This window comes from Ruegeria sp. CDSC021 (genome assembly GCF_059610845.1).
On record NZ_JBXWOK010000001.1, the window covers coordinates 200250 to 227052 of the forward strand.

Here is a 26803-nt window from a genome sequence, read left to right on the forward strand (position 1 = left end):
ATATTGTGAAATAATATTACTTGTGTGCTGCCCTAGGGCAGCACATTTTCGTTGTCGAGCAACCCAAGAGGTTTGCATCTACAAAATTGCGGAGATTATCATGAAATCCACCCTTCTTGCAGCAGCGCTCGCGGTTTCGGCCACAACGGCATTTGCCGGCGCCGAAAAATACGTTCTGGACTCAAGCCACAGCCAAGTTCTTTTCAGCTATAACCACCTTGGCTTCTCGACCACCCATGGCATGTTCTCGGGGTTTGAAGGCGAGATCATGTTCGATCAGGAAAACCCGGCTGCATCCAGTGTTACAGTTTCCATGCCAGTGGTTGAGATGATTACCGGTTGGAAGCCACGTGAAGACCACTTTATGTCCGAAGATTTCTTTGGTGTGACCGAAGGAGAAATGGTGACCTTTACTTCTACTGGTATCGAAGTCACGGGCGAAAACACTGCCAACATCACTGGCGATCTGACTATGAACGGCGTGACCAAATCGGTTGTTCTGGATGCCAAGCTGAACCAAGTGGGTGAACATCCTATGGCAGGAAAGCCCTGGGCCGGTTTCGACGCCACCGCCACCTTGGTGCGTAGTGAGTTCGACCTTGGTCAGTTCGCGCCATTCGTAAGTGACGAAGTCGAACTTCAGATTTCAGTCGAAGCCCAGAAGGCCGACTAATACCATTGCAACGAGTTGAAACGAGGCCGCCGGAGTAACCCTTCGGCGGCCCATTTTCTTAGTTGCCACGTTTTGCTGTAAGATCAACTGATACTGTAACAGCAAAACCCAGCGAATCCTCGGTCGACTGCGAAGTGCCGATGTCGAAATCCAGCCGGTTCAGATCAAGCTGTCCTGATATAGCTGCGCTGTCATCCTGAAGGTCGAGAGTAAATGGCAACACTACGTCCACACTCTTGTCGCGAATGGTCAACGCGCCGCGCGCTTCGTACCCGTCCTCAGTTTTGAAGAGATCAGCTTTGAATTGAGCGGTTGGAAATTGCGCACTGTCGAAGAAATCAGCACCCATTGCCTGATCTGTGACTGTCCCGAGCTTGAGCGACGTTATCGCGATTGTGACATCTGCTGATCCGGCTAAGCCCGGCGTGGGCGGATCTTCGAAAGCGATTGCAGCGGTCCAATCGGAAAAGCTGCCGGTTACCGGGCTGCCCAGCTGGGTGATGGTAATGCTTAGATTGCCTTCCTGGACGTTCCAGTCGGACTGTACCTGGGTCAGTTCTGCGACCTCTGTGCTAGCTGTAGATTGGTGGTCAAACGCGCCGATTGACCATCCTCCGACCAGAACGGCACCCCAAATGGCCAAAGAGGCCAAAGCGGGCGTCATTGAATGGCTTTGCTTTGGCGGTTCCGGTGCATCCGAGGCGCCCGGCATCATTCGGCGCAGCGTGCTGTCTTTATCGATAATGTGGTGTTTTAGCGCCCCGGCGACGTGCAGCGCGACTGACCCGGCCAGTGTCCAGACGAACAGCCAATGTAGGCTTCCGGTCAGCTCTGCCAGATACTCGGATTTTGGTACAAGGGGTAGGCCCTGTCCGAAGGGCCACAAAATCGGAGCGAAACCTTCGGCGGCAGCGTGATGAGTCCACCCAGTCAATGGGGCCAGAACCAAAGATGCGTAAAGCAGCCAATGCACGGTTTCAGCTGCAAAGGCCTCGGGCTTGTTCTCTGCGTTCAATAGGCCGGGTTTGGTCTGCGTTATCGCCCACAAGATACGCGCGAGCGCGACGAAGAAAACAGTGACCCCGACGGTTTTATGGAGAGAAAAAAGGCTGGCGGCGCGTGCAATGTCATCTTCGGTTGTGGCTATTGCAGGATCGTAAATCGCATGGGCCAATCCGTTGGCGACCCACCCCAGAGGGAATGCGGTGAAGATAAGTAACGCGGTCAGCCAGTGAAAAGTCTTGGTTACGCTTCCATAGCTTGAGAAGGTGTTTGACGAAGGCATCTGAGGCTCCGGAAGGTGGATCGTATGCAACAACCTACCGCTACAAGCCTAGGACACAATAGCAAGGGATGCACAGAGCCGGTGCCAAAGTGCAGAGATCAGGCAAAGCTTGTGCCGCGCGGTCTGTCGGTTTACACCCCGCGGCAACCTAACGTCATCCAAGAGGTTGCAATGACACGCGCATTTGTTTTCCCGGGGCAAGGTGCCCAGACTATCGGTATGGGTAAGGCTCTGGCCGAGGCCTATCCGGCTGCACAGGCTGTATTCGACGAGGTGGACGAGGCGCTCGGGGAAAAGCTGAGCGATCTGATCTGGGAAGGTGATATTGCGGACCTGACCCTAACCCAGAACGCGCAGCCAGCGCTAATGGCGACCTCGATGGCTGCGATGCGAGCCCTGGAGGCCAATGGGATTTCGATTGCAGATGCTGGTTTTGTCGCTGGGCATTCGCTGGGGGAATACTCCGCGCTCGCTGCGGCAGGGGCATTGTCGGTCGCTGATACGGCGCGCCTTTTGCGCACCCGCGGGCAAGCGATGCAGAGTGCGGTTCCCGTTGGAGAGGGCGCAATGGCCGCTATTCTTGGATTGGATCTTGATGCTGTGCGCGCTGTTGCAGACCAAGCTGCCCAGGGTCAAGTTTGTCAGGCTGCCAATGACAATGATCCCACACAAGTCGTGGTATCAGGCGCAAAGGCTGCTGTGGAACGCGCCGCCGAAATCGCCAAAGAAAAAGGCGCCAAGCGCGCGGTCATGTTGCCCGTCAGCGCACCTTTCCACTGTGCATTGATGCAACCTGCAGCTGATGTCATGGCCGAAGCCCTGGCAAATGTCGAAATCAAAGCTCCTGCCGTGCCATTGGTTGCCAATGTGCGGGCCGAGGCTGTCACAGATCCCGATCTGATCCGTGGGTTGCTGATCGAGCAGGTCACAGGTTCGGTTCGCTGGCGCGAAAGCGTACTGTACATGGTTGCGCAAGGCGTGAGTGAAACTTGGGAAATCGGGGCGGGCAAAGCTCTGTCCGGTATGATTCGCAAAATTGACCGTGCGATCGTTGGTAAAGCTGTCGGTACGCCTGATGACGTGCAGAATGTGACTCAGGCCGAATCGTAAGACACCGAGCATCAAGAGGAAGACCGAATGTTTGATTTGACAGGTAAGAATGCACTGATCACCGGTGCATCGGGCGGGATCGGTGGCGAAATTGCGCGAAGTTTGCATGCGGCCGGTGCAACTGTGGCTTTGTCTGGAACGCGAGTTGAGCCGCTACAGGCTCTGGCCGACGAATTGGGTGAACGCGCCCATGTTCTGCCCTGCAACCTGAGTGATGCCGAGGCGGTGACAGCCCTTCCGAAGCAGGCTGCTGAGGCAATGGGATCGGTTGATATCCTGGTGAATAATGCCGGGATCACGCGAGACAATCTGTTCATGCGCATGTCCGATGAGGAGTGGCAGAGCGTGATCGACGTCAACCTGACATCTACTGCCCGGCTGTGCAAAGGCGTTTTGAGGGGCATGATGAAAGCGCGCTGGGGCCGGATCATTAATATCTCATCGGTGGTGGGTGCGACAGGGAACCCGGGACAGGCCAACTATGCTGCATCCAAAGCAGGCATGGTGGGCATGACCAAATCGTTGGCCTATGAGGTTGCCAGCCGTGGAATCACCGCCAATGCGGTGGCACCCGGTTTCATTACGACTGCAATGACCGACAAACTGACCGAGGATCAGAAATCTGGGATTTTGACGCAGGTTCCTGCCGGTCGTATGGGTGACCCCTCGGAAATTGCTGCGGCTGTGCTGTATCTTGCAAGTGCCGAAGCCGGATATGTTACCGGAACCACCTTGCATGTGAACGGCGGTATGGCCATGTTGTGAGCGCGGATCGAGGTGGGCGCGAAAGCGTTTGCCTCGGGCGTTGTCTGTGTTATAGGCGGCGCACATATGCAGGGGCTGGCCGGATGGTCAACCTTCTACTTACCCGGTAATCGGGGACCTAAACCGCCCAGAACGGGCACATCAAGGCCAGCCTGAGCGGGCAAGGGCAGAACCGGGCACTATGCCCTGAAATGAAATGAGGAATAGACATGAGCGACGTCGCAGATCGCGTTAAAAAGATCGTTGTTGAGCACTTGGGTGTTGAAGAAGATAAAGTGACCGAAAACGCGTCCTTCATCGACGATCTGGGTGCAGACAGCCTGGACACTGTTGAACTGGTTATGGCCTTCGAAGAAGAGTTCGGCATCGAGATTCCTGATGACGCAGCCGAAACCATCCAAACTTTTGGCGACGCCGTCAAATTCATCTCTGAAGCGTCTTAAGACCTTCTTTATCCGCTAAAACGGCGCTTCCGGGCAACGGAGGCGCCGTTTTTTTTGCCCAGCCGGAATTCGCGCTTGCCAGATAGCTATTGACCCGCAACCATTTACGCGAGGCAGGAAATTCTGAGCGGGCAGGGCATGCTACGATCCACCCCGATGATAAATACGGCACGTCTGATGCTTTGCGCTATGCGTCCCGACGACTTTAGTCGTTACGCTGAGATTTGGCGGAACCCTTGTGTTGTGCGCCATCTTGGCCGGGAACCGCTATCGCGGGGCGAAGCGTGGGAATCCTTTCTGAGGAATGCCGGCCACTGGCAGATGGCCGGTTTTGGCCAATGGGCCGTCTTTCGACAGTCGAATCGTCAGATGATAGGTCAAGCTGGCTTTTTCTATCGTAACCGAGGGTTAGGCGACGACTTCGACAGCTTTCCCGAGGCCGGATGGCTATTGGCACCAGAAGCCCAGGGGCAGGGATTTGGTCTTGAAGCGGCTCAGGCCGCACATGACTGGTTTGACAGAATAATGCCTGGACCACTGGTTTCCCTGATTGATGCTGAAAACCACGCGTCGCAGAATCTGGCGGCAAAGCTTGGTTATGAGCTCATGGCCGAGCGCGACTATATGGGAAGTCAGGTGAACCTGCTGAAAAGAAACGGGCCGCCCAAACTGGCTTAACCTTTCTCTTTGATCGTGCCGCAAATTGCCTTTGGTTTGCCGAAACTGGAAATTCTCGCCGATAGGGTTGAGGGTATGGTATCCTTTATTGACGTTGCGATTGAGCGGAGGAGCAAGCTCATGAGGATTTACCCTACGATGGAACTGCAGAACGGCCGCTGTGTCACACTGGACAAGGGTCGTCTGGATGAGGCCATGATTTGGCACGTGAATCCCGCAGAAACGGCACGCAGTTGGGCCGATGCTGGAGCCGAGTGGATGCACTTGACCGATTTTGACGCGATTGAAGGGCGCGATACCAATTCGGAGTTGGTTGAAGAGATCATCCGTTCTGCCGAAATCCCTGTGCAGTTGGCAGGTGGTATGAGATCGCGCGAGCAAGTCGAGCATTGGATCGACAAGGGCGCAGGCCGGATTGTTATCGGCACTATGGCTGCGTGGGATCCAAATCTGGTGAAAGAACTGGCCAAACTCTACCCGGACCAAATCGTTCTGGCCGTGGACGTATGGCAAGGCTCGGTGATGACCGACGGTTGGCGTAGTCAAAGTGCGTTTACACCAGAGGCCTTTATCGAAGCGTTTTCAGAAACGCCGTTTGCGGCAATTCTGGTCACTGATATCGATAGCGACATGGAAGACGTTGAGGCACAGCTGGGCCTGATCTCGGGGCTGGCAGAGACATCTCGCACACCGATCATCGCAAGCGGTGTGGTCCGCACGACAGATGATATCTCGCGGTTGGCTTATATCCCGAATATTTCGGGCGCCTTGGTTGGCCGCGCGCTGTTCAGAAAGACGCTCGAGCTTTCAGATGCGCTGAATGTTGCCAGCACAGCGCACGAACCGGTTGCGGCGTTTCAGTAAGATTTCTTCCAAAACAACAGGTTCCGCCCTTTCATGTCCAGTGAAAGGGCGGGCTTTCATCTGGCCAGGAGCCGCATTGCAAGAGTGTATACTGTAGATGTTCCGCTCAATCTGCTTGTATGATGATTGCGCCTTGCTCTTGCCCCCGCACCCCGGCCCGGGGTATGAGCGTTTCTCAAACAGGAAGCAGGCAAGAGGCATTTTATGCGCAGAGTCGTTGTAACCGGTCTTGGGTTGGTCACTCCATTGGCCAGCGGGGTCGAGGAAACATGGTCGCGGTTGCTGGATGGGGAATCCGGTGCAGGCCCGATCACGCAATTTGATGCTGAGGCAAGTGGGGTCACCACAACGTATGCCTGCGAAGTTCCGCGAGGCGACGGCACCGACGGGACATTCAATCCTGACGACTGGATGCCGCCGAAAGAGCAGCGCAAGATCGAAGACTTCATTCTGTACTCGATTGCAGCTGCTGAAATGGCCTGCAAGGATTCCGACTGGCTGCCCGAGGATGAAGAGGCGCGTTTGCGCACTGGTGTTCTTATCGGTTCAGGTATCGGTGGGCTGGGCTCCATTGCAGCAACGGCTAACCTGATCCGTGACAAGGGCCCTCGACGGGTGTCGCCTTTCTTTATTCCAGGCGCGCTGATTAACCTGGCCTCGGGTCAGGTGTCGATCCGCCATGGATTCAAAGGCCCGAACCATTCGGTTGTGACTGCATGTTCGACCGGTGCTCACGCTATTGGTGACGCAAGCCGCATTATCCGTGCCGGTGACGCTGACGTAATGGTTGCCGGTGGTGGCGAAGGGTGCATTTGCGAAATCGGTATCGCTGGATTCAACGCTTGCAAGGCGCTGTCGACCAAATACGCGGATAACCCCAAAGCAGCCAGCCGCCCCTATGACGTCGACCGAGACGGTTTTGTCATGGGTGAAGGTTCGGGCATCGTTGTTCTGGAAGAGTACGAACACGCAAAAGCGCGTGGCGCGAAAATCTATGCCGAAGTTCTGGGCTATGGCATGTCCGGTGATGCCTATCATATCACCGCACCCAGTGAGGACGGCGATGGCGCAGAGCGTTCTATGAACGCAGCGCTACGCAGCGCGGGGCTGGAGCCGAAGGACCTAGACTATATTAACGCGCATGGCACATCGACCATGGCCGATACCATTGAATTGGGTGCGGTCGAGCGTCTCCTGGGCGAGCATTCGGCGAATGTAACCATGAGTTCGACCAAATCGGCCACGGGCCATCTGTTGGGCGCTGCAGGCGCGATCGAAGCCATTTTCTCGATCCTCGCAATCCGCGATCAGGTTGCGCCACCGACGATCAATTTGGACAACCCAGCGGTCGAGACACCGATTGATCTGGCTCCGAATGCCAAGCGTGAGCGCAAGATTGATGTGGCGTTGTCAAACTCGTTTGGATTTGGCGGCACCAATGCAAGTGTGATCTTCGGAAAGGTCAGCTAAATGTGGCGCGCGATGGCCTCCAACATGCTGACCATCCTGGTGGTCGGCCTGTTTCTTGCCGGTGGACTGATTTTATGGGGGCAGGCGCGATACAAGAATGCGGGCCCTCTGGAAACTGCGATGTGTTTGCAGGTCGAACGTGGCTCGAACATGACGCAGGTCAGCCGACAGCTGGAGGATCAGGGCGCGATCAGCAGCGCTACGATATTCCGTATGGCGGCGGATTATACCGACAAGGCACCTCAGCTGAAGGCAGGCAGCTTTCTGGTCCGCGAGGGTGCTTCGATGGAGCAGATCATTGATGAGATTACGCGGAGCGGGGCCAGTACCTGCGGATCCGAGATTGAGTACCGGATCGGTGTAACCCGCATACAAACCCGTGTACGCGAATTGAACCCCGCAACATTGGACTTCGATGAAATCGCATCGTTCGATGTAGCGGAAGAAGAAATACCCGCGGCTTATACCCAAAAGCGCGAAGACTCAGACACACGGTACCGGGTCTCGATTGCTGAAGGTGTTACATCCTGGCAAGTGGTCGAGGGTCTTAAGCAGATCGACGCGTTGACGGGGGAAATCCCTGAAATACCGGCCGAAGGGGCGCTGGCACCGGACAGCTATGACATTGTGCGAGGTGCCGATCGGGCGGCAATCCTGCAGTCGATGCAGGATAAGCAGCAACTGCGCATTAACGCCGCCTGGGAAGGGCGGCAGGATGATTTGCCAATCAATACCCCCGAAGAGATGCTGATTTTGGCGTCAATCATCGAAAAGGAAACTGGTGTTCCGCATGAGCGTGGACAGGTCGCTAGCGTATTTGTAAACCGGCTTGAGCGAGGCATGAAGCTGCAGACGGACCCGACTGTAATCTATGGTGTCACCAAGGGGCAGGGCACGTTGGGCCGAGGCCTGCGCCGCAGCGAACTGCGCCGTGCAACGCCTTGGAACACTTATGTGATTGATGGGCTCCCGCCAACACCTATCGCAAATCCTGGTCTTGCAAGTCTTGAAGCCGCAGTTTCGCCCGAAGCGACTGATTTTGTTTTCTTTGTTGCAGATGGCACCGGCGGACATGCTTTTGCCGAGACACTGGATGAGCATAATCGAAACGTCGCCAAATGGCGTGAGATTGAGGCCGAGCGCCAAAGCACCGGAAATTAAAAAAGGCGCCGCTAATAGCGGCGCCTTTTAGATTTAGGCGGCGGAGGATCGACGCGGTCGCCGACGTTTTGGGCCTCCGGGATTGCCCGACTTGTTAGCTGCTTGCGGTTTTGGACCACGGCGACGGAACCCTCCGCCTTTCCGCGATTTTGCGGGTTCGGCGAACTCGGGCATTGTGCCGCTGGCGACCGGAACCTCAATTTTCATCAGTTTCTGAATCTGCTTCAGTTGATCCAGTTCATCCGGTGCACAGAAAGCGATCGCCTCGCCTTCGCGACCGGCACGGGCGGTTCGGCCAATGCGGTGGACGTAGTTATCCGGCACTTCGGGTAGGTCGTAGTTGATGACATAGGCAACGCCCGGGATGTCGATGCCGCGAGCGGCCACGTCTGTTGCCACCAAGACATTTATTTCGCCTGCGCGGAAAGCTTTGATCGCCCGGTCACGCTGTCCCTGACTTTTGTTGCCATGGATCGAGGCGGCGTTGAAGCCGTCGGCCACGAGACCCTTCATCAGCTTCTCGGCGCCATGTTTTGTACGCGAAAACACCAGCGTCAGAGCTTCTTTGTCCGCAGATAAAATCTCCCGCAGTTTGCTCGGTTTTTCCGCGCGGCTCAGGAAATGAACCGATTGGGTGATCTTGTCGGCGGCTTTACCCGGAGGGGACACTTGAATGCGTTGCGGGTTTGTCAGGTAGGCCTGGCTGAGTTCTTCCATCTGCTTGGGCATAGTGGCAGAGAACAGCATCGTTTGGCGGGGCGTGCCCAACTGCGGTGCAATCCGGCGCAGAGCATGAATAAAGCCCATGTCCAGCATCTGATCGGCTTCGTCTAGTACCAGATGACGTACCGAGCCGAGGTCGACTGCTCTGCGTTCCATCAGGTCGATCAAACGACCAGGGGTGGCAACCAGAATGTCTGTGCCGCGTGCCAGAAACGAAATCTGCCTACTGATGGACTGACCGCCAACAACTGTCGCCACACGCAGCTTCGTATTCGTGGTCAAATTGCGCAGGCTATCTGCGATTTGGTTGACCAGTTCACGGGTCGGGGCAAGGATCAGAGCCTTGGCGGTTTTCGGCGCAGGCTTGCCGGTCTGAGCCAGCAGATGGTCGATCAGAGGTAGGCCAAAAGCCAGCGTCTTACCGGTGCCGGTCTGGGCAAGGCCCAGAATATCGTGCCCCTGCAATGCCATGGGGATTGCCTGGTTCTGAATCGGAGTGGGTTGTGAAAAATTGGCGCGTTTCAATGCGTCATTCAGGGCCGGGGCAAGACCCAGCATATCAAAGTCGAACAAATATCATTCCTTTTTTGCCCCTGGCGACTGGATCACCACGGGCGACATAAATCAGCAGCGCAATATGCGATGCCAACAGGGTTACGCTAAGACTCTGGATGCACAGGCGTTTCCTGCGGCATCCGGCCGTCGCATTCAGAACCCTGCGTGAAGGGGAACTATGGGGTGAATCGAGCGCTGTGGAGCAGGTCGGACCTGCCAATGCTCACGCGTCAGCGCTTTGTTAAGGCGCTCATGCAGGTTGCGGGGCGGAATGTCAAGCTGTGCGTTATAGATCACATCCGGCGAAAAGGATCGTTGTGGGCTGTCTGCAACCTTTAAGCAGTGAGATTGACCGCTTGGTTGATCGCAAAACCTGTTCTTACAGCTCGATATGTAGGGAAGGGCATCCGCGCGGCAGTTTCAATGTCCCGTCGGATCCAGTCGAGCGCCTCTAGCTGTTGAAGGGACGACGATAGCGCCCGATCCGTGATCGATACCAAATCCGATTTGATGGCGGAAAAGCGGTGCGGAGTGCCGGTGAGTGCCAGGATCGGGACGGTCCAGGATTTACGGACGAGCTTGAACTTGGTGTCATCCGGAACGGCGTTTACGATTGCGCTGGCCATACTGGCGGCTTCGATCCCCGGCAGGGTTAATCGGAATTCAGGGCGCAATGGGTGCCCGTGGCCCGGATTCCTTTCGATCAGGTCAAGGCGTATGAGATGGTCCAGACTTGCCGCGAAGGCAGTTCTTCCTGCGCTGGTGGCAGCAAGCAGAGCGGCCTGCCTGCCAGGAGTGCCGGAATGCATGAGTGCCAGAATATTCAGCGACCAAGCTCGGGAGGTCAGCTTGACAAGCAAATTAATGTCCATAAAGTATAGTTAATATAATTTAGCTCAAAAGGAAAGATTGATGCCCCTTGTTTCTTTGAAAAACACGATCACCCTTGCGATTTCGGTTCGGGACCGCCATGCAAGCGCCGAATGGTTCAGCGACAAATTGGGGTTTGAACTTTCCCATCACATAGACGAGGCGGGTTGGAGTGAGATGCGCACCAATGTGGATGGCGTCACATTGGGTTTAGGAGAGCAGGCCGAGCCCTCACCGGGAAATTGTGTTCCAGTGTTTGAGGTCGCCGATATCTCCACCGCGCGCAGTGCGTTAGAGGATGCAGGGGTGGCATTCGACGGTGCGACGGAAACGATCGAAGGAATGGTCAGCACGGCCACGTTTTATGATCCGGATATGAATGCGCTGATGCTGGCACAGGATTTGACTGGCAGCAGCTAAAGACGCGCGCGGGGAAGAAATTGTTAACCTGCACCGAACGTTCCCTGTTGCGTGGGTGTTGCGCAATTCATTGACTTTTCGAACTTAATTTGGTACGAACTGTGTCATGCTAGAAGAAGTGAGCAACGGCCTCGGGGTAACATCCGGCGGCCGTTTTTCGTTTCTCTCGTGCGGAGAAAACTCACGCATGAGGTCAATACGCAAACATGACATTGATTACCCCGGAAGAGCGGATTTCCCAAACGGCTGACTTGTTGCAGTCACTTGAGACATCCATTCGCGGTCTGCGCAAAGCAGCGGAAGAACTGCGCAGGCAGATCAGTGCCGGGGAGGATGCAGATATTGCTGGTGCAGGTAAGCAACTGGGACAGCTTGAGGGGCTGATCCGAAGTTGCCAAAAAGTGGAGACAAGCTTTGTCGAACAACATCACAGACAAGCCGGAGTTGCTCAAGGGGGCTATGCGCTCGACCTTGATCGGGCACGATCTGAGATCGGGTGCAGGCTGGCTCGCCTCCGCGCCTGTTGCGGTGCAGGACAGATTTCTGAGTGAGATCGGGGAGGGGGGGCTGTGCGCCCTCCCTTTCCTGTTTGAGTTCTGGGCGCTGCCGCATCAATTGCCGCCAGAAGGTGACTGGCGGTCCTGGGTGATCATGGGCGGGCGCGGAGCCGGTAAGACCCGGGCCGGGGCTGAATGGGTGCGGTCTATGGTCGAGGGGTCTTTGCCGTTGGACACGGGTAAGGCGCGCCGGGTGGCTCTGCTTGGCGAGACGTTTGATCAGGTGCGCGACGTGATGATCTTTGGCGATAGTGGGATATTGCAATGCTCACCACCGGATCGTCGACCTATTTGGAAGGCGTCAGAGCGAAAACTAGTCTGGCCAAATGGGGCCGAGGCGCAGGCGTTCTCGGCCCATGATCCTGAGGGGTTGCGCGGGCCACAATTCGATGCGGCCTGGGTTGACGAGCTGGCCAAGTGGAAAAAGGCTGGGGAGACATGGGATATGCTGCAGTTTGCTTTGCGGTTGGGGGATCAGCCCCGGGTCTGTGTGACAACTACGCCGCGCAATGTGAAGGTTTTGAAGGACTTGCTGGCGTCTCCGTCCACGGTGCAGACCCATGCGCCGACCGAGGCGAACCGGGCCAATCTGGCGGAGTCGTTTTTGGACGAAGTGCGCGCGCGGTATACGGGGACGCGGCTGGGGCGGCAGGAGTTGGACGGGGTGTTGCTGTCGGATGCGGAAGGCGCGCTGTGGACCGGTTCGATGCTGGAGGCGGCGCGATGCGCACAGGTTCCTGCGTTGGATCGCATCGTCGTGGCGCTGGACCCGGCGGTGACGTCCGGTTCTGGCGCGGATGCCTGCGGGATCGTGGTTGTTGGCGCGCAGGTGCAGGGGCCGCCCGAGGAGTGGCGCGCTTACGTGCTGGCCGACCGCACAGTGCAAGGCGCGGGTCCGGCTGGCTGGGCGCAGGCGGCGATTGACGCGATGGATGAGTTCGGGGCCGAGCGGCTGGTGGCCGAGGTCAATCAGGGCGGGCAACTAGTCGAGGAGGTGGTGCGGCAGGTGGACCCTCTGGTCCCTTATCGCGCGGTGCGGGCGTCTCGCGGCAAGGTCGCGCGGGCCGAACCTGTAGCGGCTTTGTACGAACAGGGGCGGGTGGCGCATATGGCGGGGCTGGACGCGTTGGAGGAGCAGATGTTCCAGATGACCGCGCGCGGGTTCGAAGGGCAGGGCTCGCCCGACCGGGTCGACGCTCTGGTCTGGGCGTTACATGAGTTGGTTGTGGGGCGTGCGGGGGCGTATCGGCGGCCTAGGGTGCGGAGTTTGTGAGGATAAAAACAGGCGGAGAGTGGCGGTTGAAGAACTGATCGCGGTCCGAAGTGACGTGGCCAGCGATTTATGCTAGGAATACACCCTTTGCGACCACGGGGTCGGGGAGGGATTTCGTAGTGTCTACAAGTGACAAAAACTTCACCGGCTCAATTCCAGACATTTATGATGAATTTCTGGTTCCATTGATTTTCGAATCTTATGCCGCAGACTTGGCAAAGAGAGTCGCTGATACCAAACCCAAAGCTGTTTTGGAGACCGCCGCAGGTAGCGGAGTAGTAACACGTGCGTTGGCCCCGCTGCTGAGCGACGAAATTCGTTATGTGGTTACTGATTTAAATCAACCGATGTTGGACAGAGCGTCAACGCAGCAACCGAAAGCCAATCGAATAGAATGGAAGCAGGCGGATGCGTTGGCGTTGCCCTTTGAGGCAAATACATTTGACGTTGTCTGTTGCCAGTTTGGGGTGATGTTTTTTCCAGACAAAGTAGCTGGTTACAAAGAAGCCCTTCGTGTTTTGAAGGATGGCGGGTGTTTTATCTTCAATGTTTGGGACAGTATCGAAGAGAATGAGTTTGCGCATAGCGTGACGAAGACGGCATCTCGGTTTTTCCCGGAAGATCCCCCAGTGTTTTTAGCAAGAACGCCCCATGGGCACGGCAATATTGATTCAATTGTCGATGATCTTAAGGAAGCTGGTTTTACGGATATCGAAACACTGACCATTTCCGAGCAAAGCCGAGCGAGCAATCCGCAAGCTCCGGCAGTGGCTTACTGCCAGGGGACACCGCTTAGAAATGAGTTGGAAGAACGTGCTGCGGGCTCATTGACTGAAATTACAGACGCCGCCGCCGCCGACATCGAAAAGCTGTTTGGTAAAGGGCCGGTGTCCGGCAAAATTCAGGGGCATGTTTTTCTTGCGAGACCGTAAACGCCAAATTGATTTTTCTACCCACTCTATTCGCTTCTGCGTTGTGAATTAGTAAGAATTCCAACCCGTTGCCCTACCCCCGTACGTTCTATTCCCGAGGCATAAACTTCTCTGCGTCATAACTCCTTTCAACAAGCCGGGCAGAGCGGCGGCAGAAAGGAGCACAGATGGTATTCGATTTCTTGCGTCGTGGATCGGCTGAGGCAGCACCTGAAGCGAAGGCGAGCGCGGCTGGGCCTGTGGTGGCGTGGCAGACGGGTGGACGCGTGGCGTGGAGCCCTCGGGATGCGGTGACGCTGACGCGGACGGGGTTTTCGGGGAACCCGGTGGGGTTTCGCTCGGTCAAGCTGATTGCCGAGGCGGCGGCGGCTTTGCCTCTGGTGCTGCAGGATCAGGCGCAGCGGTTCGATGTGCATCCGATCCTGTCGCTGATGCGCCGTCCGAATGCGGCACAGGGGCGGGCGGAGTTGATGGAGGCCCTGTTCGGGCAGTTGCTGCTGTCGGGGAATGCTTATGTTGAGGCTGTGCAGGCTGATGAGGGCCTGCCGGTTGAGCTGCATGTGTTGCGATCCGACCGAATGAGCGTGGTGCCGGGGGCGGATGGGTGGCCCAAGGCGTATGATTACGCGGTGGGCGGTAAAAAGCACCGGTTTGCGGCGGAGAACATCTGTCATATCAAATCGTTTCACCCGCAGGATGACCATTACGGGTTCTCGCCGATGCAGGCGGCGGCGATGGCGATTGATGTGCATAACAGCGCGTCTAGGTGGTCGAAATCGCTGCTGGACAATGCGGCGCGGCCTTCGGGGGCGCTGGTGTGGAAGGGCGGTGATGGCCATGGGGTGATGGCCGAGGATCAATTCCGGCGCCTTTCGGACGAGATTGAGCAGAACTATCGCGGGGCGCGCAATGCGGGTCGCCCGATGGTTCTGGAGGGGGGCTTGGATTGGAAGCCGATGGGTTTCTCGCCCTCGGACATGGAGTTTCAAAAGACTAAAGAAGCCGCCGCCCGCGAGATCGCGCTGGCCTTTGGGGTCCCGCCGATGCTGCTGGGGATACAAGGCGACGCGACCTATTCGAACTATCAGGAGGCCAACCGGGCGTTCTATCGCCTGACAGTGCTGCCTCTGGTGACGCGGGTGGCGGCGGCGGTGTCGGAGTGGCTGGCGGGTTTTTCCGGTGAGGAATTGGTGCTGAAGCCCGATCTGGATCAGGTGCCTGCGCTGTCGGCGGAACGGGACGCGCAATGGGCGCGGGTCAATGGGGCCGAATTCCTGAGCGATGCCGAAAAGCGCGCCTTGCTGGGGCTGCCGGAGCGTGCGGATGGCTGAAGGATATCCGCCATTCGATTGCGCGCCAGGCTTGCGGCTGGCCGCGCATGAGCGGGTGGCCGAGATCCAGCATGAACATCTGTGCAGGCGGCTGGATCAGATCGAAGAGATGATGGAGCGGCTGGAGAGGCGGTTGTGGCTGACGGTGTATGGCGTGGCAGCGGTGATCCTGGCGCAGGCGTTTCAGTCATTCCTTTCAGTAACACCATGAATTCAGCAGGTTACATGGAGAAGAATATGGATTTGGAGCATAAGTTCGCACGGTTCGGAGAGGGCCTTTCGGTGACCGAGGACGCGGTGATCGAAGGTTATGCCAGCCTGTTTGGACAGGTGGATCAGGGCAGTGACGTGGTGCAGAAAGGTGCGTATCGCGGTTCCCTTGAGGGGCTGGCTACAGCGGGCCAAAGGGTCAAGATGCTGTGGCAGCACGATCCGGCGCAACCCATCGGGGTTTGGGACGAGGTGCGCGAGGACGACCGGGGCCTGTGGGTCAAGGGCCGTCTGCTGAAAAGCACGCAAAAGGGCCGCGAGGCGGCCGAGTTGATCCGGGCGGGCGCAATGGATGGCCTGTCGATTGGCTATCGTACCAAGCGCGCCGTGAAGAATGACAAGGGCCAGCGGGTCCTGACCGAACTGGAGCTGTGGGAGGTGTCGCTGGTGACGTTCCCGATGCTGCCCAGTGCGCGGGTGGCGGCAAAGGGGGTGGACCCCGAGGCCGAGAACACCTGGCGCAGTATTGCCGAGGTGTTTGATCACGCCCGGCAGGAGCTGGCGCGAACCTAGCGCGCCGAAACCTCACCCCCAAAAAGGAAGTGCTGATGAGCAAGACCGAAACCCCGGCCTTGACCGGAGAGGGTGTGCCCCTGGTTCAGGAGGTGAAGCAGGCGATGACTGGCTTCGTGAACGAATTCAAGGGCCTCAAGGCTGAAGTTAAGACAAAATTGCAACAGACAGAAGAGCGACTGACCATGCTGGATCGTAAATCAACCATCGCGGCACGCCCGCATCTTGCGGCCTCAATCGAGGACGGCGCACCGCATCAGAAGGCCTTTGATGCCTATGTGCGTTCGGGTGAGGATGACGGCCTGCGTGGTCTTGAGATGGAGGTGAAATCCCTCTCGAGCGCTGTGAACAGTGACGGTGGGTACCTGATTGACCCGCAAACCGCCGAGATCATCAAATCGGTGCTGAAATCTACGGCCTCTATCCGCTCGATTGCTTCGATCGTAAATGTCGAGGCGAACTCGTTCGATGTTTTGATCGACCACACGGATGTCGGTGCGGGCTGGGCAGATGAAAATGCTGCGGCGAGCGAAACCAGCACCCCGTCGATTGACCGAATCTCGATCCCGCTGCACGAGCTGAGCGCACTGCCCAAAGCCTCGCAGCGACTGCTGGATGACAGCGCGTTCGATGTCGAGGGTTGGCTGGCCGGCCGTATCGCGGACAAGTTTGCACGCGCCGAGGCCTCGGCCTTTATCAACGGCGACGGTGCGGACAAACCCAAGGGTATTCTGAACCACGCCAAGGTCGACAACGATGTTTGGGATTGGGGTAACATTGGTTATGTCCCCACCGGCATCGATGGCGGTGTCGAGGCGGATGCCATTGTGGACGTGGTTTATGCGCTGGGTGCGCAGTACCGGGTCAACGGAACCTTCGTGATGAACTCGAAAACTGCTGGTCTGATCCGCAAGCTGAAAGACAGCGATGGCCGCTTCTTGTGGTCGGACGGTCTGGCGGCGGGTGAGCCGGCACGTCTGATGGGCTATCCGGTGCTGATCGCCGAAGATATGCCGGATGCGGGAACCGACAGTTTCTCGATTGCCTTCGGTGACTTCCAGGCGGGCTATACCATCGCCGAGCGCCCGGACCTGCGCGTATTGCGCGATCCCTTCAGCGCCAAACCGCATGTTCTGTTCTATGCGACCAAGCGCGTCGGCGGTGATGTCAGCGACTTTGCTGCGATCAAACTCGTGAAATTCGGCACCGCCTAAAGCGGGCTGAAACCCGGGGGGCCTTCGCCTCTCGGGGCGGCGGGCGCGGGTCGGGGTGAGACCCCTGCGTTGTCTAGCTGCTCCCCTCCGTCCGAGCAACGTGGGGCGGCGCGTGCCCGTCAATTCCTGAAGTTACGGCCCCGGAGGGGTCCGAGATTGCGGAGTGAATGGATGATGTTGATCGAAGAAACCGCCATCGCGGATGCGGCGCTGCCGGTGGATCAGTTCAAGGCGCATTTGAGGCTGGGAACAGGCTTTACTGGTGCCAGCGTGCAGGATGAAGTGCTCAAGGGCTTCTTAAGGGCGGCGATTGCTGCGATTGAGGCGCGTACCGGGAAGGTACTTATCACGCGTGAGTTTTCCTGGAGCCTTAACAGTTGGCGTGACCCTGCGGGCGAAGTGCTGCCTGTGGCGCCGGTCTCGACCATCAATACGGTCAGTTTGACGGATGCAGCGGGTACTGAAACCGCCGTTTCGTCTGACAGATACAGATTGGATCGCGATAGCCAGCGCCCGCGGATACGCCCTGCCGGGGCTGTCTTGCCCGCTATTTCGACCGGCGGATCCGTGAAGATCGCGTTTATCGCCGGTATTGCCGGGGAATGGTCAAACTTGCCGGCAGATCTTGGGCAGGCGGTTCTGTTGTTGGCCGCGCATTACTATGAATACCGGGATGAGACCACGTTGGGTGCCGGCTGTATGCCCTTTGGCGTGACCAGCCTGATCCAACGCTATCGTGTGGTTCGTTTTGGTGCAGGGGTGGCCCAATGAAGGCGCCCCGGCTGAATAGAAAACTGTTGCTTGAATCCTCTGTGCGCACCGCTGATGGCGCCGGTGGGTATCTGGAAACATGGGTCGCCTTGGGCTCGGTTTGGGCCGAAGTCACTGCGCGCAGCGGGTCAGAGAGAAATGTTGCAGGGTTGCCGGTTTCGCGTGTCGGCTACCGGATTGTGGTTCGTGGCACGCCAGAAGGATCGAGCATGCGCCCCTCGCCGGATCAGCGGTTTGCGGAAGGCACACGCCGTTTCGTTATCCGCGCCGTCGCCGAGCGAGACCCGCGCGGCCAGTACCTGATCTGCTTTGCGGATGAGGAGGTGGCGGTATGAGCTATGGCGTTTCAGCCGCGTTGCAGGCGGCAATCTACCAGAAATTGTCGGAAGACACACAGATCAGCACTCTTTCAGGTGGAGCGATCTATGACGCCGTTCCAGCGGGTTCAGTGCCGCAAACCTATGTGACGCTGGGCCCGGAAGAGGTGCGCGATGCCTCGGACCGATCGGGGGCCGGTGCCGTCCATCGTTTCACGGTGTCTGTCGTGTCCGAAGCTGCCGGGTTCGGTGCAGCAAAAACGCTGGCGGGGGCGGTTTGTGACGCCTTGGACAGTGCGGGGCTGACCCTGGATCGAGGCCGATTGGTCGGGCTGTGGTTCGAACGTGCCTCGGCCCGTCGGACCGGAACGGGCGGCGCGATCCGCCAGATCGACCTGAGATTCCGCGCCCGCGTGGAAGACGATTAAGTAATCAACGGAGAGAGCAAATGGCTGCCCAGAACGGAAAAGACCTGTTGGTCAAAGTGGATATGAACGGCTCAGGCCTGTTCGAGACCATTGCGGGGCTGCGTGCCACGCGGGTCAGTTTCAACGCGGAAAGTGTCGATGTGACCAGCCTGGAAAGCCAGGGTGGCTGGCGCGAGCTTTTGTCTGGCGCGGGGGTCAAGTCGGCCTCGATTTCGGGCTCGGGCGTATTCAAGGACGCAGGAACGGATGAGCGCGCGCGACAGCTGTTCTTTGACGGTGAGACACCGGGTTTCCAGATCATCATCCCGAATTTCGGGATTGTTGAGGGTGCGTTCCAGGTGACCGGCATCGAATATGCGGGCTCTCACAATGGCGAAGCGACCTATGAAATGAGCATGGCAAGCGCCGGTGCTCTGACCTTTACGGCGCTGTAACGATGGCCAATCCGTGGACGGGAGAGGTGGCACTGACCATCGATGGAGAGCAACGGGTTCTGAAGCTGACGTTGGGCGCTTTGGCGGAACTGGAACGGGAGTTGGGCACAGGGACACTGGTTGAACTGGTGCAACGGTTCGAAGGCGGCGCCTATTCCAGCGGTGATGTTCTGGCGCTTATCGTCGCCGGGCTGCGGGGGGGCGGGGCCAATGTCACCCGCGCCGATCTGCTGAGTGCCGAGATTGAGGGCGGGCCAATGCACGGCGCACGTGCAGCGGCCGAGCTGTTGGCAAGGGCCTTCATGGTGCAGGGGCAGGCATGAGCGGGTTCGACTGGCCCGCATTGATGCGGGCCGGATACCTCAGCCTACGCCTGACACCGGATCAATTCTGGAGCCTTACCCCGGCCGAGTTGCGGCTGATGCTGGGGCAGGGCGCGGGCATGCCTTCGATGAACAGAATGGGTCTGGATGCGTTGCTGGCGGCCTATCCGGACAAGACAATAGGAGAGCGTGATGACGGATCGTGACGGGTTGGACGACCTGCAGGAGCGAGGCGAGGCGCTTGGCGACTCGTTGGGTGATGCGGCGTCGATGGCCGCGGCATTTGATGGGCAGATGAAGCGCATCAAAGCAGCCTTTGAGGAAACGGGCAAGGATGTTGCAACGCTGGAGCGTGGCATGTCCGGCGGCCTGCGGCGGGCGTTCGATGGCGTCGTGATGGACGGAATGAACCTTTCCGATGCGCTGGACGTTTTGAAGAACTCGATGATCCGCACCGCTTATTCTGCCGCGATCAAACCGGTCACGGATCATTTCGGCGGCCTTCTAGCCAATGGGATCGGAGGTTTTGTGAAGGGCATTCTTCCTTTTGCTGACGGCGGCAGTTTCAGTCAGGGACGGGTGATGCCCTTTGCCAACGGCGGAGTGATCAGCGGTCCAACCACGTTTCCAATGCGTGGCGGCACCGGGCTGATGGGCGAGGCTGGCCCCGAGGCCATCATGCCGCTGGCCCGCGGTACCGATGGGAAGTTGGGCGTGCGCATGTCTGGCGGAGGCTCTGCGGTGAACGTGGTGATGAACATCACGACCCCGGACGTGCAGGGTTTCCGTCGAAGCCAAAGCCAGATCGCGGCCCAGATGAGCCGCGCGCTGGGCCGTGGCAATCGCAATAGGTAGATCAAGGAGCAGACCATGAATTTCCACGAGGTGAGATTTCCGGCCAGCCTGAGTTTTGGTTCGGTCGGTGGGCCCGAGAGGCGCACGGATATTGTGACGCTGGCGAATGGGTTCGAAGAGCGCAATACCCCCTGGGCGCATTCGCGGCGTCGCTATGATGCCGGTCTGGGTATGCGATCCTTGGATGACATCGAAACGTTGGTCTCGTTCTTCGAGGCGAGGCAGGGGCAGATGTTTGGATTTCGCTGGAAAGACTGGTCCGATTTCAAATCCGGTGCGGCTACGGGCGAAGTTGCCCAAGGCGACCAGATCATTGCGGAAGGTGATGGCGTAGCGACAGAATTCCAGCTGGTAAAGACCTATTCCTCGGGTGGATTCAGTTATGTAAGGCCGGTCGTCAAACCCGTATTGGGAACCGTCCGCGTAGGCGTCGAGCAGGATGAGATGCGTGAAGGTGTCGACTTCGAGGTGGATCTGAACTCGGGGTTGGTCACGTTCTATTCGCCTCCGCCTGAACGGGTTGATATCACCGCCGGCTTTGAATTCGATGTGCCAGTGAGGTTTGACACCGACAAGATCCAAACAAGTGTCGCGAGTTTTCAGGCAGGGGACGTTCCGAACGTGCCAGTGGTCGAGGTGCGTGTCTGATGGCTGGTGACAAACAGGCCCTGCAGGCCCATCTGCAGAGCGGCCTGACAACGACCTGTCGGTGTTGGGCGATTACGCGCACAGACGGTGTTCAGCTTGGCTTTACCGACCATGACCTGAAGCTGAGCTTTGAAGGCCTGGACTTCAATGCAAGTTCGGGTCTGACGGCGGCCGCGATCGAGCAGGCAACGGGGCTGTCCATTGATAACTCGGAAGCAATGGGTGCGTTATCGGATGTCGCAGTAACCGAAGAGGATATCGAATCCGGTCGCTTCGACGGGGCCGAGGTGCGGGCATGGCTTGTGAACTGGGCCGATCCATCGCAGCGAATGTTGCAGTTCCGCGGATCAATTGGTGAATTGCGACGGGCAGGTGGGGCTTTTCATGCCGAACTGCGGGGCCTGACAGATAAGTTGAACCGACCTTTGGGCCGGATTTACCAAAAGCCCTGCACAGCCGTGCTGGGCGACAAGGCGTGCGGGTTCAACACCGATGCCCCGGGATATTCTGACGAAGCCGAAATCGTCGGTTTGACGGGGGGCAGTATTTTGCAGCTGCGAGGGGCGGAAACTCACCTTGAGGCATGGTTTGAACGTGGACGGCTTGATGTGGTGACAGGCCGTGCGGCTGGGCTGTGGCGGGCGGTCAAGAAGGACCAAAAGACTGACGATGGCCGTTCGATCATACTGTGGTCCGCAATCAGCGGAGGATTGGCCGAAGGCGACAGGGTGAGGCTGACCGCAGGTTGCGACAAGCGCATGACGACCTGCCGCTTGAAGTTCAATAATATCACGAATTTTCAGGGCTTTCCTGACCTGCCTTCCGAAGATTGGGTGATGGCGGTTCCCAAGAAAAACGGGGCAAACAGGGGGGGCAGCAGACGATGATCCCGACAAAGCAAAGCATTGTTGATGAGGCCAGAAGCTGGCTGGGCACCCCCTATGTCCATCAGGCGTCGGTCAAAGGCGTCGGTACGGACTGTCTGGGCCTGCTACGTGGCGTATGGCGCTCGGTGCTTGGGCACGAACCCGAGGCCGCCCCGATCTATAGCATGGACTGGTCTGAGCCGCAGGGCGAAGAGCGTATGTGGGCCGCAGCACGCCGCCATCTTATCGAGAAAGATCCGGCGCGGTTTTCGGTCGGGGACGTGTTGCTGTTTCGTATGCGCGAAAGTGGCGTTGCCAAGCATTTGGGGATTGTCAGCACCTGTGGCGGCATCCCTCGTTTCATTCACGCGTATTCTGGACATGGCGTCGTTGAAAGCGCCCTGAGCGACCCGTGGCGACGGCGGGTTGTTTCTTGTTTTGAGTTCCCCAAGGAGGATATCTAGATGGCGACGATATTACTGTCTGCGGCGGGTGCCGCAGTTGGCGGAGCCATTGGTGGCACGGTTGCAGGGCTGTCTACGGCAGTTATCGGCCGTGCCATTGGTGCCACTCTTGGGCGTGTCATCGACCAGCGTTTGATGAGCCAGTCGGTCATGGGCAGCGGCAGCGAAGTTGTAGAAACGGGCCGATTGGACCGTTTTCGCCTTACTCAGACGGGCGAGGGCGCCGCTGTCGCCAACATCTTTGGTCGGATGCGTGTCGGGGGGCAGGTTATCTGGGCTTCGGATTTTCTGGAAACCCGCAGCACCAGCTCTACCACGCAATCGGTTGGGGGTGGCAAGGGATCCCCCAAGCAGCCCGAGGTTACGACGACCACCAACAGCTATAGCTATTCAGTTTCGCTGGCGGTTGCGTTGGGGGCGGGACAGATCTCTGATGTGCCGCGTGTTTGGGCGGATGGCGAAGAGATTGAGCGCAGCAGTTTGAATATGCGCGTCTATCCTGGCACCGACGATCAGCTGCCCGATCCGTTGATCGAAGCAATCGAAGGTACTGGAATTGTCCCGGCCTATCGTGGCACCGCCTATATTGTGATCGAAGATTTGAATCTGGGCGCTTTTGGAAACCGCGTCCCGCAGTTCTCGTTCGAGGTCGTACGGCAAGAGCAGCCTGGTTTGCCTGATACCGAAAATTCCCTGTCACGTATTGTACGAGGCGTGGCGCTAATGCCTGGGACCGGTGAATATGCACTGGCGTCCCAGCAGGTGAATTACACAAAAGGCCGCGGCCGCAGTTGGGCGGCCAATGTGAATTCAACCTCTGGTTTGCCTGATCTCGTGACGTCCACACAAGCCTTGAAAAGTGAACTTCCGGGCTGTGAAGCCGCCTCTTTGGTTGTGTCCTGGTTCGGAAGTGATCTGCGATGCGGTCAATGCAAGATACAACCAAAGGTTCTGCAAAATGGTATCGAAGGCAAAAATATGCCCTGGGGTGTCGCGGGGCTGACAAGGGCAACCGCCCAGATCGTTCGTCAGGAAAATAACGAGCCCGTCTATGGCGCGACACCAGCGGACGCGTCGGTCATTCAAGCGATCCAACACCTTAAGCAAGAGGGGAAGCGGATCATGTTCTACCCGTTTATCCTGATGGATCAGATCGGTGGAAACGGATTGCCCGACCCGTGGTCAGATGCCAGCGATCAGCCGCACCTTCCCTGGCGCGGTCGCATCACCCTGAGCGTTGCGCCTGGGCGGGACGGGTCTCCGGACCAGATGGCAGAGGCCGATGTTCAGGTGTCCGATTTCTTTGGTCAGGCGCGAGCGGATGATTTTGTTATCGGAAACGGCACGGTTTCCTACTCTGGCCCGCAGGAATGGGGGTTGTGCCGATTTATTCTTCACTACGCTGCCTTGTGTAAGGCGGCAGGTGGGGTGGACTCCTTCTGTATCAGTTCGGAAATGCGCGGTCTTACCCAGATTCGTGGCCTATACGGATTTCCGGCCGTTGAGCAGCTGCGCGTTTTGGCAGGGCAAGTGCGTAGTATTCTGGGGCCAGACACAAAGATCGGTTATGCGGCGGACTGGAGCGAGTATTTCGGCTACCAGCCAAATGATGGCAGTGGGGATCGCTACTTCCACCTCGATCCGCTTTGGGCGGATGACAACATAGATTTCGTCGGTATCGACAACTACATGCCTCTGTCCGACTGGCGGGACGGTGAAGATCACGTGGATGCGGATGCCGGCGCAAAATCCATCTACGATCTTTCCTATCTGCGTGGGAACATCGAAGGTGGCGAAGGCTATGACTGGTATTATGCCTCGCCCGAAGAAGAGGCGGCACAAATCCGTACGCCGATCGGAGATGGTTCACATAACGAGCCGTGGATCTGGCGTTATAAGGACGTTCGCAACTGGTGGTCACAACCGCATCACGAGCGAATCAATGGTGTGCGTAGCGATAACCCGACTCTTTGGTTGCCAGAGTCCAAGCCCATCTGGTTCACTGAGCTCGGTTGTGCGGCAGTAGACAAAGGCACCAACCAGCCCAACAAGTTTCTAGACCCTAAATCTTCAGAATCCGGGTTGCCGAAATATTCAAACGGGCTTCGGGACGACTTTCTGCAGACGCAATACCTCAGGGCGGTTCTTGGCTATTGGTCGGACGCAGATATCAATCCAGTTTCATCCAGCTATGGCGGCCCGATGGTGGACGTGTCCAATGCCTATGTCTGGGCGTGGGATGCGCGGCCCTATCCGACCTTTCCAAACCTGCGCAGCCAGTGGAGCGATGGGGCCAACTATGCCCGCGGCCATTGGCTTAATGGGCGTTCCGGCTCACGAACGCTGGCCTCTGTTGTGACCGAGCTTTGCCATGCTGCTGGTGTTACCGAGATTGATGTCTCGGGCCTTTACGGTTCCGTTCAGGGCTATGCGGTTGAACAGGTTTCGGATGCCCGTTCGGCATTGCAACCGCTCATGCTGCGGTATGGTTTCGATGCGCTTGAACGCGAAGGAAAACTGATCTTTCAGATGCGGGATGGCGCACGTGCCCTGACCCTGAATGAAGAGCAGTTGGCCATCACTTCGGACATTGACGGACACGTGGAATATCGCCGCGAGGCTGAGGCGGAAATGTCTGGCCGTGTCAGGCTGCGCTTTGTTCAGTCTGATGCTGACCATGAAATAGCCTCGGAAGAGGCTGTGTTGCCTGATGATGAAACCCATTCGGTATCGGTAAATGAGATGCCGTTGTCCATGACGCGGGCCGAGGGGCGTCAAACGGTGGAACGCTGGCTGAGTGAGGCGCGTGTCTCGCGTGAAACGGCTAGGTTTGCATTACCGCCTTCGCTTTTGAATGTCGGGGCAGGGGATGTTGTGCGGCTGGTCAGTGGTGGGCAGGACGCGCGCTATCGCATTGACAGGCTTGAACAGGTCGAAATGCAACTGGCCGAGGCTGTCAGGATCGAGCCCGGCGTTTACACACCGCCAGATGCCCCCGCTGATGAAGTTACGACGAAGCCATTTGTCGCTCCGGTGCCGGTGCTGCCGGTATTCTTGGACCTGCCTCTGATCACCGGTTCCGAAGTGCCGCATGCGCCATATCTTGCGGTTGCAGCAGACCCCTGGCCAGGAAGCGTTGCGGTGTACGCCGCATCAAGCGATGAGGATTACGCGTTGCAACAGGTGATAACAGGGCAGGCCATAATAGGCTTCACCGAAAGCCCGATGCGAAGGGCCAGTGCCGGACTTTGGGACGAGGGCGATGCCTTACGTGTCAATCTTGTAGATGGCGTCCTGGAGTCCCGTCCACGGTCTGCCTTGTTAAGCGGGGCAAATCTTGCGGCGATTGGCGACGGAACGCCGGACAACTGGGAGGTGTTCCAATTCGCGGATGCGGCTTTGCAATCGACAGGTGCCTACTCCGTGTCCGGGCGGTTGCGCGGTCAGCTGGGGACAGATGCGATTATGCCCGATCTCTGGCCCGAAGGATCAATGTTCGTGTTGTTGGACGAACGTGTCTTCCAGACAGGGTTGTTGCGGTCGGAACGTGGCCTGACCAAACATTATCGCATTGGCCCTGCAACCAGAGGGTATGAAGATCCCTCTTACGAGCATCTGGTCGAGGCCTTTGAAGGCAATGGTTTGCGGCCCTATGCCCCCTCTCATCTTCGCGTGCAGCAATCCAGCTCGAGGGACGTGTTCTCATGGGTGCGGCGGACACGTCTGGATGGCGATGACTGGTCCGGGCTGGATGTGCCGTTGAATGAAGAAACCGAAGCCTACCTTGTTCAGGTTCGGCAGAATGGTAGCCTGATCCGCGAAGAGGTCGTTGCCCAGCCGGATTGGCACTATACGTCATCCATGAAGGCCACGGATACTGTTACAGGGTCTTATGAGGTGTCGGTTTCGCAGATATCTGCGGCTTACGGACCCGGATTGCCTGTCAGGCTGCAGGTCGGATAGGCGCGGTGCGGCCCGTATTGCACGGAGATGTCAGCGCGGCGGCGCGTGTTTTGTTGAACGCGCCGCCCGATCAGCGTGACCGTTTATGCCGACGTATGATTGCCGAAGCTGAAACGGCTGATGGCCATGTAAGTAAAACAGGGCGGCTACACCCGTTGTTCGGCAACGGTTCGTTAATGGCTGCGGCGCGAAACCGGCACCTTGCCGCCGAACCCTCATTCGATGATCTGCAGTATTGCCGGTGTTTTGAGACGGTGCTGCGTCATTTGATCCGGTTCCGCATTAACCAGAAGCACAGCTGACACATCTGGTTGCGGCGAGGTCCAATTCAAGTCGGCCATTTGGAATCGGCTCGCCGCAATCTTCGCAGAATCCGTATTCTTGACTTTCAATCCGCTTCAGCGCGGCCAAAAGGCGTCGGTATTCCAGGTCCCGATTGACTTGGTGCGCCTTGGCCATGGCCTGGTTCTGTAGCGCATCCATCCGGCTCAGACGACCGATAGATTGTTGATCCAGTTCAACAACAGATTGCGCATCTTTCCCGGCCTGCGACTGGCGCTCCAATTCGTCCATCCTGGCACGGATTTTCTCGTTGATTTGCTTCAGGTCAGCCTCATTCATTTTCGT

General features: G+C 57.7%; 32 protein-coding genes. 28 read left to right on the forward strand and 4 right to left on the reverse strand.

The window, feature by feature from the left end; all coding sequences use genetic code 11:
- Positions 1 to 100 precede the first annotated feature (100 nt).
- A complete protein-coding gene (locus AC2FGB_RS01005) occupies positions 101 to 673 on the forward strand; it encodes a YceI family protein (RefSeq protein WP_496693393.1) in 573 nt (190 codons plus the stop codon).
- 58 nt (positions 674 to 731) lie between these two features.
- On the opposite strand, the gene AC2FGB_RS01010 is transcribed toward AC2FGB_RS01005, so the two are convergent.
- The gene (locus tag AC2FGB_RS01010; protein ID WP_496693394.1) at positions 732 to 1958 is read right to left on the reverse strand and encodes a cytochrome b/b6 domain-containing protein; all 1227 of its coding nucleotides are present in this window, start codon (positions 1956 to 1958) and stop codon (positions 732 to 734) included.
- A gap of 171 nt (positions 1959 to 2129) precedes the next feature.
- Between AC2FGB_RS01010 and fabD the strand changes: the two genes are divergently transcribed.
- The 7 genes from fabD to mltG all read left to right on the forward strand — a co-directional run bounded on the left by fabD (position 2130) and on the right by mltG (position 8449).
- Positions 2130 to 3068 (forward strand): ACP S-malonyltransferase, encoded by a 939-nt coding sequence (gene fabD / locus AC2FGB_RS01015; RefSeq protein WP_271947631.1) that lies wholly within the window; start codon positions 2130 to 2132, stop codon positions 3066 to 3068.
- Between the two features lie 27 nt (positions 3069 to 3095).
- Positions 3096 to 3833, forward strand: coding sequence for a 3-oxoacyl-[acyl-carrier-protein] reductase (fabG, locus tag AC2FGB_RS01020; RefSeq protein WP_142633152.1), 738 nt, complete (start codon positions 3096 to 3098; stop codon positions 3831 to 3833).
- A 209-nt stretch (positions 3834 to 4042) separates the two neighbouring features.
- A complete protein-coding gene (locus AC2FGB_RS01025; RefSeq protein WP_005982462.1) occupies positions 4043 to 4276 on the forward strand; it encodes an acyl carrier protein in 234 nt (77 codons plus the stop codon).
- A 177-nt stretch (positions 4277 to 4453) separates the two neighbouring features.
- On the forward strand, positions 4454 to 4954 hold the full coding sequence (locus tag AC2FGB_RS01030) for a GNAT family N-acetyltransferase (protein WP_342781993.1): 501 nt from the start codon (positions 4454 to 4456) through the stop codon (positions 4952 to 4954).
- A gap of 120 nt (positions 4955 to 5074) precedes the next feature.
- Complete coding sequence (locus AC2FGB_RS01035) at positions 5075 to 5818, forward strand: 1-(5-phosphoribosyl)-5-[(5-phosphoribosylamino)methylideneamino]imidazole-4-carboxamide isomerase (RefSeq protein ID WP_271947626.1); 744 nt, start codon at positions 5075 to 5077, stop codon at positions 5816 to 5818.
- A 204-nt stretch (positions 5819 to 6022) separates the two neighbouring features.
- Positions 6023 to 7288 (forward strand): beta-ketoacyl-ACP synthase II, encoded by a 1266-nt coding sequence (gene fabF, locus AC2FGB_RS01040; protein ID WP_142633158.1) that lies wholly within the window; start codon positions 6023 to 6025, stop codon positions 7286 to 7288.
- Complete coding sequence (gene mltG, locus AC2FGB_RS01045) at positions 7289 to 8449, forward strand: endolytic transglycosylase MltG (RefSeq protein ID WP_271947623.1); 1161 nt, start codon at positions 7289 to 7291, stop codon at positions 8447 to 8449. It begins immediately after the preceding gene.
- 33 nt (positions 8450 to 8482) lie between these two features.
- Here the strand turns inward: mltG and AC2FGB_RS01050 are convergent, their stop codons facing one another.
- Complete coding sequence (locus AC2FGB_RS01050; protein WP_142633162.1) at positions 8483 to 9745, reverse strand: DEAD/DEAH box helicase; 1263 nt, start codon at positions 9743 to 9745, stop codon at positions 8483 to 8485.
- 317 nt (positions 9746 to 10062) lie between these two features.
- A complete protein-coding gene (locus tag AC2FGB_RS01055) occupies positions 10063 to 10599 on the reverse strand; it encodes a winged helix-turn-helix transcriptional regulator (RefSeq protein WP_142633164.1) in 537 nt (178 codons plus the stop codon).
- A gap of 40 nt (positions 10600 to 10639) precedes the next feature.
- Between AC2FGB_RS01055 and AC2FGB_RS01060 the strand changes: the two genes are divergently transcribed.
- The 20 genes from AC2FGB_RS01060 (at position 10640) to AC2FGB_RS01155 (ending at position 26478) form a co-directional block, all read left to right on the forward strand.
- Positions 10640 to 11017: a VOC family protein gene (locus tag AC2FGB_RS01060; RefSeq protein ID WP_271947618.1), complete on the forward strand. Its 378-nt coding sequence runs from the start codon at positions 10640 to 10642 to the stop codon at positions 11015 to 11017.
- 206 nt (positions 11018 to 11223) lie between these two features.
- Complete coding sequence (locus tag AC2FGB_RS01065) at positions 11224 to 11568, forward strand: hypothetical protein (protein WP_281994458.1); 345 nt, start codon at positions 11224 to 11226, stop codon at positions 11566 to 11568.
- Positions 11477 to 12847 carry a DNA-packaging protein gene (locus tag AC2FGB_RS01070; RefSeq protein ID WP_496693395.1) on the forward strand — a complete coding sequence of 457 codons (1371 nt, stop codon included), beginning with the start codon at positions 11477 to 11479 and terminating at the stop codon, positions 12845 to 12847. The genes AC2FGB_RS01065 and AC2FGB_RS01070 overlap by 92 nt, the downstream gene beginning before the upstream one ends.
- Before the next feature lie 119 nt (positions 12848 to 12966).
- The gene (locus AC2FGB_RS01075; RefSeq protein WP_496688433.1) at positions 12967 to 13779 is read left to right on the forward strand and encodes a class I SAM-dependent methyltransferase; all 813 of its coding nucleotides are present in this window, start codon (positions 12967 to 12969) and stop codon (positions 13777 to 13779) included.
- A gap of 167 nt (positions 13780 to 13946) precedes the next feature.
- Positions 13947 to 15110: a phage portal protein gene (locus AC2FGB_RS01080; protein WP_496688431.1), complete on the forward strand. Its 1164-nt coding sequence runs from the start codon at positions 13947 to 13949 to the stop codon at positions 15108 to 15110.
- Entirely contained in the window at positions 15103 to 15321 is a 219-nt protein-coding gene (locus AC2FGB_RS01085) for a GTA head formation protein, RCAP_rcc01685 family (RefSeq protein WP_142633175.1), read from the forward strand. The genes AC2FGB_RS01080 and AC2FGB_RS01085 overlap by 8 nt, the downstream gene beginning before the upstream one ends.
- 14 nt (positions 15322 to 15335) lie before the next feature.
- The gene (locus AC2FGB_RS01090) at positions 15336 to 15893 is read left to right on the forward strand and encodes an HK97 family phage prohead protease (RefSeq protein ID WP_496693396.1); all 558 of its coding nucleotides are present in this window, start codon (positions 15336 to 15338) and stop codon (positions 15891 to 15893) included.
- A gap of 35 nt (positions 15894 to 15928) precedes the next feature.
- A complete protein-coding gene (locus tag AC2FGB_RS01095; RefSeq protein WP_281971923.1) occupies positions 15929 to 17107 on the forward strand; it encodes a phage major capsid protein in 1179 nt (392 codons plus the stop codon).
- A 171-nt stretch (positions 17108 to 17278) separates the two neighbouring features.
- Positions 17279 to 17878 (forward strand): head-tail connector protein, encoded by a 600-nt coding sequence (locus AC2FGB_RS01100; protein ID WP_496688428.1) that lies wholly within the window; start codon positions 17279 to 17281, stop codon positions 17876 to 17878.
- On the forward strand, positions 17875 to 18213 hold the full coding sequence (locus AC2FGB_RS01105; protein WP_496693397.1) for a phage head closure protein: 339 nt from the start codon (positions 17875 to 17877) through the stop codon (positions 18211 to 18213). Before AC2FGB_RS01100 ends, AC2FGB_RS01105 begins: the two co-directional genes overlap by 4 nt.
- Entirely contained in the window at positions 18210 to 18623 is a 414-nt protein-coding gene (locus AC2FGB_RS01110) for a DUF3168 domain-containing protein (protein ID WP_496693398.1), read from the forward strand. The genes AC2FGB_RS01105 and AC2FGB_RS01110 overlap by 4 nt, the downstream gene beginning before the upstream one ends.
- 20 nt (positions 18624 to 18643) lie before the next feature.
- On the forward strand, positions 18644 to 19057 hold the full coding sequence (locus AC2FGB_RS01115; protein WP_496688422.1) for a phage major tail protein, TP901-1 family: 414 nt from the start codon (positions 18644 to 18646) through the stop codon (positions 19055 to 19057).
- Between the two features lie 2 nt (positions 19058 to 19059).
- The gene (locus tag AC2FGB_RS01120; RefSeq protein WP_496688420.1) at positions 19060 to 19380 is read left to right on the forward strand and encodes a gene transfer agent family protein; all 321 of its coding nucleotides are present in this window, start codon (positions 19060 to 19062) and stop codon (positions 19378 to 19380) included.
- Positions 19377 to 19586: a rcc01693 family protein gene (locus tag AC2FGB_RS01125; RefSeq protein WP_496688418.1), complete on the forward strand. Its 210-nt coding sequence runs from the start codon at positions 19377 to 19379 to the stop codon at positions 19584 to 19586. Before AC2FGB_RS01120 ends, AC2FGB_RS01125 begins: the two co-directional genes overlap by 4 nt.
- Positions 19573 to 20235, forward strand: coding sequence for an RcGTA-type gene transfer agent tail tape measure protein (locus tag AC2FGB_RS01130; RefSeq protein WP_496688416.1), 663 nt, complete (start codon positions 19573 to 19575; stop codon positions 20233 to 20235). Before AC2FGB_RS01125 ends, AC2FGB_RS01130 begins: the two co-directional genes overlap by 14 nt.
- Before the next feature lie 15 nt (positions 20236 to 20250).
- On the forward strand, positions 20251 to 20883 hold the full coding sequence (locus tag AC2FGB_RS01135; protein ID WP_271947592.1) for a DUF2460 domain-containing protein: 633 nt from the start codon (positions 20251 to 20253) through the stop codon (positions 20881 to 20883).
- Entirely contained in the window at positions 20883 to 21770 is an 888-nt protein-coding gene (locus AC2FGB_RS01140; RefSeq protein ID WP_496693399.1) for a phage/gene transfer agent baseplate hub protein, read from the forward strand. Before AC2FGB_RS01135 ends, AC2FGB_RS01140 begins: the two co-directional genes overlap by 1 nt.
- The gene (locus tag AC2FGB_RS01145) at positions 21767 to 22213 is read left to right on the forward strand and encodes an NlpC/P60 family protein (protein WP_496693400.1); all 447 of its coding nucleotides are present in this window, start codon (positions 21767 to 21769) and stop codon (positions 22211 to 22213) included. The genes AC2FGB_RS01140 and AC2FGB_RS01145 overlap by 4 nt, the downstream gene beginning before the upstream one ends.
- Positions 22214 to 26176, forward strand: a complete 3963-nt coding sequence (locus AC2FGB_RS01150; RefSeq protein WP_496693401.1) for a baseplate multidomain protein megatron — start codon at positions 22214 to 22216, stop codon at positions 26174 to 26176.
- 5 nt (positions 26177 to 26181) lie between these two features.
- Positions 26182 to 26478, forward strand: a complete 297-nt coding sequence (locus tag AC2FGB_RS01155) for a DUF7742 family protein (RefSeq protein ID WP_496688410.1) — start codon at positions 26182 to 26184, stop codon at positions 26476 to 26478.
- On the opposite strand, the gene AC2FGB_RS01160 is transcribed toward AC2FGB_RS01155, so the two are convergent.
- Complete coding sequence (locus AC2FGB_RS01160) at positions 26459 to 26797, reverse strand: TraR/DksA family transcriptional regulator (RefSeq protein WP_496688408.1); 339 nt, start codon at positions 26795 to 26797, stop codon at positions 26459 to 26461. The genes AC2FGB_RS01155 and AC2FGB_RS01160 overlap by 20 nt on opposite strands.
- Positions 26798 to 26803 lie beyond the last annotated feature (6 nt).

Bases quoted from the DNA above. Each gene is read 5' to 3' on its own strand.
- AC2FGB_RS01005 (WP_496693393.1), top strand. From the start codon at position 101: ATGAAATCCACCCTTCTTGCAGCAGCGCTCGCGGTTTCGGCCACAACG.
- AC2FGB_RS01010 (WP_496693394.1), bottom strand. From the start codon at position 1,958: ATGCCTTCGTCAAACACCTTCTCAAGCTATGGAAGCGTAACCAAGACT.
- fabD (WP_271947631.1), top strand. From the start codon at position 2,130: ATGACACGCGCATTTGTTTTCCCGGGGCAAGGTGCCCAGACTATCGGT.
- fabG (WP_142633152.1), top strand. From the start codon at position 3,096: ATGTTTGATTTGACAGGTAAGAATGCACTGATCACCGGTGCATCGGGC.
- AC2FGB_RS01025 (WP_005982462.1), top strand. From the start codon at position 4,043: ATGAGCGACGTCGCAGATCGCGTTAAAAAGATCGTTGTTGAGCACTTG.
- AC2FGB_RS01030 (WP_342781993.1), top strand. From the start codon at position 4,454: ATGCTTTGCGCTATGCGTCCCGACGACTTTAGTCGTTACGCTGAGATT.
- AC2FGB_RS01035 (WP_271947626.1), top strand. From the start codon at position 5,075: ATGAGGATTTACCCTACGATGGAACTGCAGAACGGCCGCTGTGTCACA.
- fabF (WP_142633158.1), top strand. From the start codon at position 6,023: ATGCGCAGAGTCGTTGTAACCGGTCTTGGGTTGGTCACTCCATTGGCC.
- mltG (WP_271947623.1), top strand. From the start codon at position 7,289: ATGTGGCGCGCGATGGCCTCCAACATGCTGACCATCCTGGTGGTCGGC.
- AC2FGB_RS01055 (WP_142633164.1), bottom strand. From the start codon at position 10,599: ATGGACATTAATTTGCTTGTCAAGCTGACCTCCCGAGCTTGGTCGCTG.
- AC2FGB_RS01060 (WP_271947618.1), top strand. From the start codon at position 10,640: ATGCCCCTTGTTTCTTTGAAAAACACGATCACCCTTGCGATTTCGGTT.
- AC2FGB_RS01065 (WP_281994458.1), top strand. From the start codon at position 11,224: ATGACATTGATTACCCCGGAAGAGCGGATTTCCCAAACGGCTGACTTG.
- AC2FGB_RS01070 (WP_496693395.1), top strand. From the start codon at position 11,477: ATGCGCTCGACCTTGATCGGGCACGATCTGAGATCGGGTGCAGGCTGG.
- AC2FGB_RS01080 (WP_496688431.1), top strand. From the start codon at position 13,947: ATGGTATTCGATTTCTTGCGTCGTGGATCGGCTGAGGCAGCACCTGAA.
- AC2FGB_RS01085 (WP_142633175.1), top strand. From the start codon at position 15,103: ATGGCTGAAGGATATCCGCCATTCGATTGCGCGCCAGGCTTGCGGCTG.
- AC2FGB_RS01090 (WP_496693396.1), top strand. From the start codon at position 15,336: ATGGAGAAGAATATGGATTTGGAGCATAAGTTCGCACGGTTCGGAGAG.
- AC2FGB_RS01095 (WP_281971923.1), top strand. From the start codon at position 15,929: ATGAGCAAGACCGAAACCCCGGCCTTGACCGGAGAGGGTGTGCCCCTG.
- AC2FGB_RS01100 (WP_496688428.1), top strand. From the start codon at position 17,279: ATGATGTTGATCGAAGAAACCGCCATCGCGGATGCGGCGCTGCCGGTG.
- AC2FGB_RS01105 (WP_496693397.1), top strand. From the start codon at position 17,875: ATGAAGGCGCCCCGGCTGAATAGAAAACTGTTGCTTGAATCCTCTGTG.
- AC2FGB_RS01110 (WP_496693398.1), top strand. From the start codon at position 18,210: ATGAGCTATGGCGTTTCAGCCGCGTTGCAGGCGGCAATCTACCAGAAA.
- AC2FGB_RS01115 (WP_496688422.1), top strand. From the start codon at position 18,644: ATGGCTGCCCAGAACGGAAAAGACCTGTTGGTCAAAGTGGATATGAAC.
- AC2FGB_RS01120 (WP_496688420.1), top strand. From the start codon at position 19,060: ATGGCCAATCCGTGGACGGGAGAGGTGGCACTGACCATCGATGGAGAG.
- AC2FGB_RS01125 (WP_496688418.1), top strand. From the start codon at position 19,377: ATGAGCGGGTTCGACTGGCCCGCATTGATGCGGGCCGGATACCTCAGC.
- AC2FGB_RS01130 (WP_496688416.1), top strand. From the start codon at position 19,573: ATGACGGATCGTGACGGGTTGGACGACCTGCAGGAGCGAGGCGAGGCG.
- AC2FGB_RS01135 (WP_271947592.1), top strand. From the start codon at position 20,251: ATGAATTTCCACGAGGTGAGATTTCCGGCCAGCCTGAGTTTTGGTTCG.
- AC2FGB_RS01140 (WP_496693399.1), top strand. From the start codon at position 20,883: ATGGCTGGTGACAAACAGGCCCTGCAGGCCCATCTGCAGAGCGGCCTG.
- AC2FGB_RS01145 (WP_496693400.1), top strand. From the start codon at position 21,767: ATGATCCCGACAAAGCAAAGCATTGTTGATGAGGCCAGAAGCTGGCTG.
- AC2FGB_RS01150 (WP_496693401.1), top strand. From the start codon at position 22,214: ATGGCGACGATATTACTGTCTGCGGCGGGTGCCGCAGTTGGCGGAGCC.
- AC2FGB_RS01160 (WP_496688408.1), bottom strand. From the start codon at position 26,797: ATGAATGAGGCTGACCTGAAGCAAATCAACGAGAAAATCCGTGCCAGG.